The sequence below is a fragment of the Mycobacterium talmoniae genome (genome assembly GCF_001854525.1).
Taxonomy (GTDB): domain Bacteria; phylum Actinomycetota; class Actinomycetes; order Mycobacteriales; family Mycobacteriaceae; genus Mycobacterium; species Mycobacterium talmoniae.
Genome location: NZ_MLQM01000052.1, coordinates 21,703 through 28,322 on the forward strand (window position 1 = coordinate 21,703; position 6,620 = coordinate 28,322).

The 6,620-nt window shown below is 69.2% G+C and carries 9 protein-coding genes; 4 read left to right on the forward strand and 5 right to left on the reverse strand.

What is annotated here, in order from left to right; all coding sequences use genetic code 11:
* Window positions 1–30: 30 nt before the first annotated feature.
* Complete coding sequence (locus BKN37_RS11840) at window positions 31–1,143, forward strand: PPE family protein (protein WP_071025949.1); 1,113 nt, start codon at window positions 31–33, stop codon at window positions 1,141–1,143.
* Window positions 1,144–1,166: 23 nt separating this feature from the next.
* On the opposite strand, the gene BKN37_RS11845 is transcribed toward BKN37_RS11840, so the two are convergent.
* The 3 genes from BKN37_RS11845 to mca all read right to left on the reverse strand — a co-directional run bounded on the left by BKN37_RS11845 (window position 1,167) and on the right by mca (window position 2,848).
* A complete protein-coding gene (locus BKN37_RS11845) occupies window positions 1,167–1,511 on the reverse strand; it encodes a DUF732 domain-containing protein (RefSeq protein WP_071025951.1) in 345 nt (114 codons plus the stop codon).
* A gap of 180 nt (window positions 1,512–1,691) precedes the next feature.
* Window positions 1,692–1,979 (reverse strand): hypothetical protein, encoded by a 288-nt coding sequence (locus BKN37_RS11850; protein WP_071025953.1) that lies wholly within the window; start codon window positions 1,977–1,979, stop codon window positions 1,692–1,694.
* The gene (mca, locus tag BKN37_RS11855; protein ID WP_071025955.1) at window positions 1,976–2,848 is read right to left on the reverse strand and encodes a mycothiol conjugate amidase Mca; all 873 of its coding nucleotides are present in this window, start codon (window positions 2,846–2,848) and stop codon (window positions 1,976–1,978) included. The genes BKN37_RS11850 and mca overlap by 4 nt, the downstream gene beginning before the upstream one ends.
* 110 nt (window positions 2,849–2,958) lie before the next feature.
* Here mca and BKN37_RS11860 point away from each other — a divergent pair, with 110 nt between their 5' ends.
* The 3 genes from BKN37_RS11860 to BKN37_RS11870 all read left to right on the forward strand — a co-directional run bounded on the left by BKN37_RS11860 (window position 2,959) and on the right by BKN37_RS11870 (window position 4,816).
* Window positions 2,959–3,405, forward strand: coding sequence for a DUF4307 domain-containing protein (locus tag BKN37_RS11860; protein ID WP_071025958.1), 447 nt, complete (start codon window positions 2,959–2,961; stop codon window positions 3,403–3,405).
* A gap of 215 nt (window positions 3,406–3,620) precedes the next feature.
* A complete protein-coding gene (gene greA / locus BKN37_RS11865) occupies window positions 3,621–4,115 on the forward strand; it encodes a transcription elongation factor GreA (RefSeq protein WP_071025960.1) in 495 nt (164 codons plus the stop codon).
* A gap of 41 nt (window positions 4,116–4,156) precedes the next feature.
* Window positions 4,157–4,816 carry a GOLPH3/VPS74 family protein gene (locus BKN37_RS11870; RefSeq protein WP_071025962.1) on the forward strand — a complete coding sequence of 220 codons (660 nt, stop codon included), beginning with the start codon at window positions 4,157–4,159 and terminating at the stop codon, window positions 4,814–4,816.
* Window positions 4,817–4,916: 100 nt separating this feature from the next.
* On the opposite strand, the gene BKN37_RS11875 is transcribed toward BKN37_RS11870, so the two are convergent.
* Entirely contained in the window at window positions 4,917–6,071 is a 1,155-nt protein-coding gene (locus BKN37_RS11875; RefSeq protein ID WP_071025964.1) for a cystathionine gamma-synthase, read from the reverse strand.
* A 44-nt stretch (window positions 6,072–6,115) separates the two neighbouring features.
* Window positions 6,116–6,620: RDD family protein (locus BKN37_RS11880; RefSeq protein ID WP_207547235.1), on the reverse strand; the 505-nt coding region annotated here is incomplete at its 5' end.

The following is a 6,620-nucleotide window of genomic DNA, read 5'->3' on the forward strand; positions in this document are numbered from 1 at the left end:
GTTTTCCGGCGGTAATCGACGTTTGGCGTCATGGAGTTCATGGCGCTGCCGCCGGAGGTCAGCTCAGCGCTGATTCACTCGGGACCCGGCGCGGGATCACTGCTGGAGGCTTCCGCGGCGTGGCAGCGACTGGGCACCAATCTGGAGGAAGCCGCCGCCGATTGTGGCGCGACGTTGTCGTCGCTGACCGGCAGCTGGCATGGCCCGTCGTCGACGGCGATGGTCCGCGCCGTCGAGCCCTACCTGACCTGGCTGCGCAGCACCGCACAGCACTGCCAGCAGGTCGGGTCCGCCGCGCAGGCCGCCGCGGCGGCATTCAACGCGTTTCGGGCGGCGGTGGTACCCGCCGCGCAGGTCGCGGCGAACCGGACGCGACGGGCGCAGCTGTTGGCCAGCAACCGGTTCGGCAGCAATGTTGCGGCGATCGCGGAAACCGAAGACCAATACCAGCGGATGTGGACGCACAACTCGGCGGCGATGAGCCGCTATCAGGCCGCCTCGACGCAGGCGGCCACGCTGCCGCAGCTCGCCGCCCCGGCGTCGATCACCCAGCCGACCGGGCTCACCGCGCAAGCCGGGGCGGCGCCGGCGGCGGCGTCCACCTCGTCGGCGGCTTCGGCGTTGGCGTCGGCGGCCGACTTCGACCCCAACAGCGGCTGGTTTGGACTGGCGAACACCTACGCCAACCAGTTCGTCTCGTCCGGATTTCCGATCAACCTGCTCAGCTATCTGGCGCAGAACACGTCGGCCCAAGCGCTGCAAAGCGTGGACAGCTCGATCGGCCAGGGGCTGTTGGAGGGTGAGGCGGCCCTGGCGCCGGAAGCCTTGGGCGCGTTGGGCGCCGCCGGGCTGTCCGCGGAGCCGACGGCCGCGATGGGGGTCGGCGTGTCGGTGGGCAAGCTGACCGCGCCGCCGGCCGTGGTGGGGTTGCTGCCCGCGTCGCAAACACCGGTCCAACTCGCGGCGGCGGCATCGCCGCTGCCGGCCGGCCAATCCGGGTGGCCCACGCTGCCGCCGCTGATGCCGCCGCCGCTGTCGGCGGGCAGTGGCTGGCGCAAACGCAAGCAGCAGAAGTACGAAGACCTCGAGTACGGCTTGGAACTCCGGGGGCCGGTGATGCCGCGACCGCCGTCGGCGGGCTAGGCAAGCCCCCGGACCGGACGAGGCTACCCGGAATGCCGCGGGCAGAACGCGCTAATGCTGACGCCGACAAAGAACCCGGCGTGGTAGCCGTCCAGCCTGCTGTTGTTCATGACGTCGGAGACCACGTCGCTTTTCTGCCTGCCGAGATCGAGTTCATCGCAGACCTCGTGGCCGGCAATGATCGCGGATTGCCCGGACGCGAAGTCGATGCCGCGGGTCTTCAACGCCGTCAGAAAGTTGTTGTCGACGGCGTCGGCGTGCGCCCTCGGGGCCACCGCGGCGACCAGGCTCAGCAGCGCGACCATCAGGGCAGGGCCGGCCAGGACGGACCGCGGACGACGGCACGCCCCCACCCGGATAGTCGTCATCCCTGAACCTCTCTTGCTCAGCAAGAAGCGCAAGCGCGAGCCGCGGACACGGCGATCATCGCATGCCCCAACGGAACTGGCACGGCGCTGCAACGGCGCACCGTCGAGTGTTCACGTCGCGGACACGCGCCGTGCGGTCCACGTCGACACACCGGTCACCGGCGCGGGTGTGGGCCGCGCTTAGCCGGCCGGCTCCGGCGGGGATTCCTTCGGCTCGTCACCGTCACCGTCGGTGGGGTCGACCGTGCCCTCGTCGGCGGCTTGATCCGGTTCCGGGTTTTCCGGGTCGAAGGATTCCGGGACCTTCTTGAGCTGCCGGTTCATCGACCACACCAGCAGGAACGTGCCGATGAGCAGCAACACGATGACCAGCAGGCCGAACGGGCTGGCTTTGCCGAAGTCCGGCCCGGTGTTGCGCGGTGCGTCGTCGGCGAGCACACCGAGCGCCGTGACAAGTGCGTGGTTCACAGGTCGGCCTCGATTCCAGCGAACAGATCGGTCTCGGGCAGGTGCGCGGGCACCCGCGAGCGGGCCAGCTCGAATTCCTCGGTCGGCCACAGCCGCTGCTGCCAGCCGATCGGCGCGGCGAAGAAGTCGCCCTTGGGGTCGATCTGGGTGGCGTGCGCGCGCAGCGCATCATCGCGTCGGTCGAAGTAGTCCGCGCACTCCACCCGCGTGGTCACCCGGTCGGCGAACATGTCGTGCTGGGGATCCCAGTGCGCCAGCCACTTCTCGAACGGGCCCTGTTGACCGTGTTTGGCGAACTCGTCTTGCAGCAGCTGCATCCGCTGCCGCAAAAAGCCGTGGTTGTAGTACAGCTTGGACACCGTCCACACCGGCCCGGCGTCCGGGAAGCGCCGGTAGTCGCCGGCCGCCTCATAGGCGGCGACCGACACCTGGTGGCAGCGGATGTGGTCGGGGTGCGGGTAGCCGCCGTTCTCGTCGTAGGTGGTCATCACGTGCGGGCGGAACTCCCGCACCACCCGCACCAGCGCCTCGGTGGCGACCTCCAGCGGCACCAGCGCGAAACAGTCCTCGGGCAGCGGCGGCGGCGGGTCGCCGTGGGGTAAACCCGAGTCGACGAAACCCAGCCAGGTGTGCTCGACGCCCAGGATCTCGGCGGCCTTGGCCATCTCGTCGCGGCGGATCTCGGCGATCCGGCCGTGCACATCGGGCAGGTCCATGGCCGGGTTGAGGATGTCGCCGCGTTCACCGCCGGTCAACGTCACCACCAGCACCCGATGTCCCGCGTCGGCGTACCGGGCCAGGGTGGCCGCGCCCTTGCTGGACTCGTCGTCCGGGTGGGCGTGTACTGCCATCAACCGCAGTTCGCTCACGTGCGTTGTACCTGTTCCGTCTGCCATTTGCTGGGCGTGTGGCCTTATAGTTCCAGAAAGTTCTGGTCCCCATAGTTTCACCCTGTCGTCCACGCCCGGAAATCCGACCTATGACCACGCAGAGGGGCGACGGCCCCGCCCCCCGCCCGGACAACCGCTACGGGCGTGCCCGGCTGTCCCGGAGCACCCGGCGCCGGGTGATCATCGCGCTGGCGGTGTTGACGGTGGCGGCCGCCACCGTCGTCGCCGTGATCGGCTACCAGCGGCTGGGCACCGGCGACGTCAAGGGCACACTGGCCGGCTATCGGCTGATCGACGACGAAACCGTGTCGGTGACGATCAGCGTGACCCGGTCGGACCCGTCCCGGCCGGTGGACTGCATTGTGCGGGCCCGCGCCAAGGACGGCAGCGAAACGGGTCGCCGGGAAGTGCTGGTCGGACCGTCGGAGCAGGAAACCGTCCAGGTCACCACCACGGTGAAATCCAGCAAACCGCCGGTGATGGGCGACGTCTACGGCTGCGGCACCGACGTCCCCGACTACCTACGGGCCCCCTGAGCACGCATTCACCATCGTCGAGCCGCCGCGGTGGTACCCTAAGCGGATACACGGTTCCATGCTGGGGCCGTGTATTGCTGCATTAGTGCGCGGTATCCGGGGTACTCCGCACTGGTTCGGCGATACACGCGGCCGCCACCGCAGTGCCCCCGGCAGCTGGACCCAAGCCCGCCCACCGAATATCGCGGGACCGACGACACAAGGAGCGCGACGAGATGACGGACACACAGGTGACCTGGCTGACGCAGGAGTCACATGACCGGCTCAAGGCCGAGCTCGACCAGCTGATCGCGAATCGTCCCGTGATCGCCGCGGAGATCAATGACCGCCGCGAGGAGGGCGACCTGCGCGAAAACGGCGGCTATCACGCGGCCCGCGAGGAGCAGGGCCAGCAGGAAGCCCGCATCCGTCAGCTGCAGGAGCTGCTCAACAACGCCAAGGTCGGCGAGGCGCCCACCCAGTCGGGGGTGGCGCTGCCCGGGTCGGTGGTGAAGGTCTACTACAACGGCGACGAGTCCGACACCGAAACGTTCCTGATCGCCACCCGCCAAGAGGGCGTCAACGACGGCAAGCTCGAGGTGTATTCGCCCAACTCCCCGCTCGGTGCTGCGCTGATCGACGCGAAGGTCGGCGAGACCCGCAGCTACACGGTGCCCAACGGCAACACCATCAAGGTGACCTTGGTCAGCGCCGAGCCGTACCACGAATAGTCCTCGCGGAGCACGAAGGTTAGGCCAGTTACTTTCCGCTGATGGCGCGGATTGCCGAGGAACTCCTCCTGCTGTTGTTGGACAATGCGTCCGCGCAGCCCGTGCTGGATCGGATTCGTCGCGACCGTGTCCTGACCGCCGCGGTGTTGCTGGACCTGGCCCACGCCTGCCAGATCCGGCCCGCGGTGGACGGGGAACCGGCGGAAGCCGGTCGGCTGGTGGTGTTGGCCGGCTCGGCCCCGGTCGACCCGGTGGGGGTGGCCGCCCTGCAGCTACTGCTGCGTCGCCCGCTGCGACCCGCCGACGCGATCGCCAAACTCCGGCGTTCCATCCCGGACCTGCTGATGGTGCACCTGGAGCGCACCGGCCAGGTGCACCAGGTGCGGCTGAACGGCACGCGGTTGCGGCGGTCGTACTCGTGGCCGCTGACCGACCGGGCCCGGGTGGGCTCGGCGCGCGCGGCGATGCTGGCGGCGCTGTTCGATCACGAGTGCCCGGATCCCGCGACGGCCGCCATCATCTCGCTGCTGCACACCGTCGACGGGTTGGACGCGTTGCTGAGCCTCAACGACCGCGGCTGGACGTGGGTGCGTGACCGGGCCGGGGAAATCGCGAGCGGCGGTTGGGTCAACGGGTCCGAGCCCGACCTGCCGGAGTTCAACCTGGCGGTGACGATGGCGGCCGTCCGCCAAGCCCTGTAATAGGACCCGAGGCCGGGCCCTGTCCCCCACGAGCAGACGCAAATTCGCATAAATCGTGGCCGCCGAATGCGATTCTGCGTCTGCTCGGCGGAGGGCGCAGCTAGCTCAGGGCCTGCTCCAGGTCGGCCAGCAGGTCGGTGACGTCCTCGATGCCCACCGACAGCCGCACCAAATCGTCGGGGACCTCCAGTTGCGAACCGGCCGTCGACGCGTGGGTCATCGCCCCCGGGTGCTCGATCAGCGACTCCACCCCGCCCAGCGATTCGGCCAGGATGAACACCTCGGTGTCCGCGCACAGCTTTTCGGCGGCCGGCCGGCCGCCGCGCATCCGCACCGACACCATGCCGCCGAAGCCGCGCATTTGGCGGGCGGCCACGTCGTGGCCGGGATGGTCGGGCAGGCCCGGGTACAGCACCGTGCTCACCGCCGGATGCGCGGCGAGGAACTCCGCGACCGCCGCAGCGTTCTCGCTGTGCCGCTGCATGCGCAGCACCAGCGTCTTCAGGCCGCGCAGCGTCAGGTAGGCGTCGAACGGGCCGGGCACCGCACCGGCCCCGTTTTGCAGGAAGCCGAACGCGGCGTCCAACTCTTCGTCGTTGGTGACCAGCGCGCCGCCCACCACGTCGGAGTGGCCGCCGATGTATTTGGTGGTGGAGTGCAGCACGATGTCGGCGCCCAGGGTCAGCGGCTGCTGTAGCGCCGGGGAGGCGAACGTGTTGTCCACCAACACCTTCGCTCCGGCGTTTCGGCCGATCGCGGCGATGGCTTCAACGTCACCGATCGACAGCAGCGGGTTGGTGGGCGTCTCCACCCAGATCAGCCGGGTGGCCGGGGTGATCGCCGCGCGCACCGCGTCGACGTCGGACAGCGCGACCGGCGTGTAGGCCACCCCCCATTCGGTGAACACCTTGTCGATCAGGCGGAAGGTGCCGCCGTAGGCGTCGTCGGGGATGACCAGGTGGTCGCCGGGGCGCAGCACCGCGCGCAGCGCGCAGTCGCTGGCGGCCATCCCGGAACCGAACGCGCGGCCGAACCGGCCCTCCTCGACCGCGGCCAGCGCGGTCTCCAGCGCCGCCCGGGTCGGGTTGCCGGTGCGGGCGTACTCGTAGCCGCCGCGCAGACCGCCGACGCCGTCCTGGGCGAACGTGCTGCTGGCGTAGATCGGCGGATTGACCGCGCCGGTGGCGGGGTCCGGCCGGTAGCCGGCATGGATGGCTTTGGTGGACAGGCCCCGAGGCGTGCGGTGTTCAGTCATCGCGGATCAGCCTAGTGGCAGCCCGCGATGACGGCTGCCCGCCGCTACTGTGCGGGCAACACCACCGTGGAAATCATCTTGTCGGCCAAGGTCTGACGCTTGGCGTCCCACAGCGGGAACAGGAACCCGACATAGCAGATGATCATGTCGACGATGTGGGCGATGTCGCGCACGAACGCCATCCCGAAACCGATCGGCTGACCGGTCGCCTCGGACACCAGCTTGATCTTCATCGCCGACTTGCCGAGGCTCTGCCCCGTCGTGCCCTGGCGATAGCCCCGGTTCCACAGGACGTACGCGAACGCTGCCAGCGACAGCAGCGACTGGGCGAGGACCCCGATACCGGACGGCTGCGTCACGCAAGACCCGCCGTAGCCGTACTCGGCACCGACACAGGTGGTGTCGCCGGTGCCCAGCATGATGCCGTACCCGATGCCGCTGAGCACCCAAGCCGGGAGCATGTCAACGATGAACGCCAGGACACGGGTGAACCCCGTCTCTTTCACACATTCGGCGCTGCCGGGGGCCTTGGAGGGGAGGGTGTGGGGG

Coding starts and splice junctions, on each gene's coding strand:
- BKN37_RS11840 (WP_071025949.1), top strand. CDS start 31: ATGGAGTTCATGGCGCTGCCGCCGGAGGTCAGCTCAGCGCTGATTCAC.
- BKN37_RS11845 (WP_071025951.1), bottom strand. CDS start 1,511: ATGACGACTATCCGGGTGGGGGCGTGCCGTCGTCCGCGGTCCGTCCTG.
- BKN37_RS11860 (WP_071025958.1), top strand. CDS start 2,959: ATGACCACGCAGAGGGGCGACGGCCCCGCCCCCCGCCCGGACAACCGC.
- greA (WP_071025960.1), top strand. CDS start 3,621: ATGACGGACACACAGGTGACCTGGCTGACGCAGGAGTCACATGACCGG.
- BKN37_RS11870 (WP_071025962.1), top strand. CDS start 4,157: ATGGCGCGGATTGCCGAGGAACTCCTCCTGCTGTTGTTGGACAATGCG.
- BKN37_RS11875 (WP_071025964.1), bottom strand. CDS start 6,071: ATGACTGAACACCGCACGCCTCGGGGCCTGTCCACCAAAGCCATCCAT.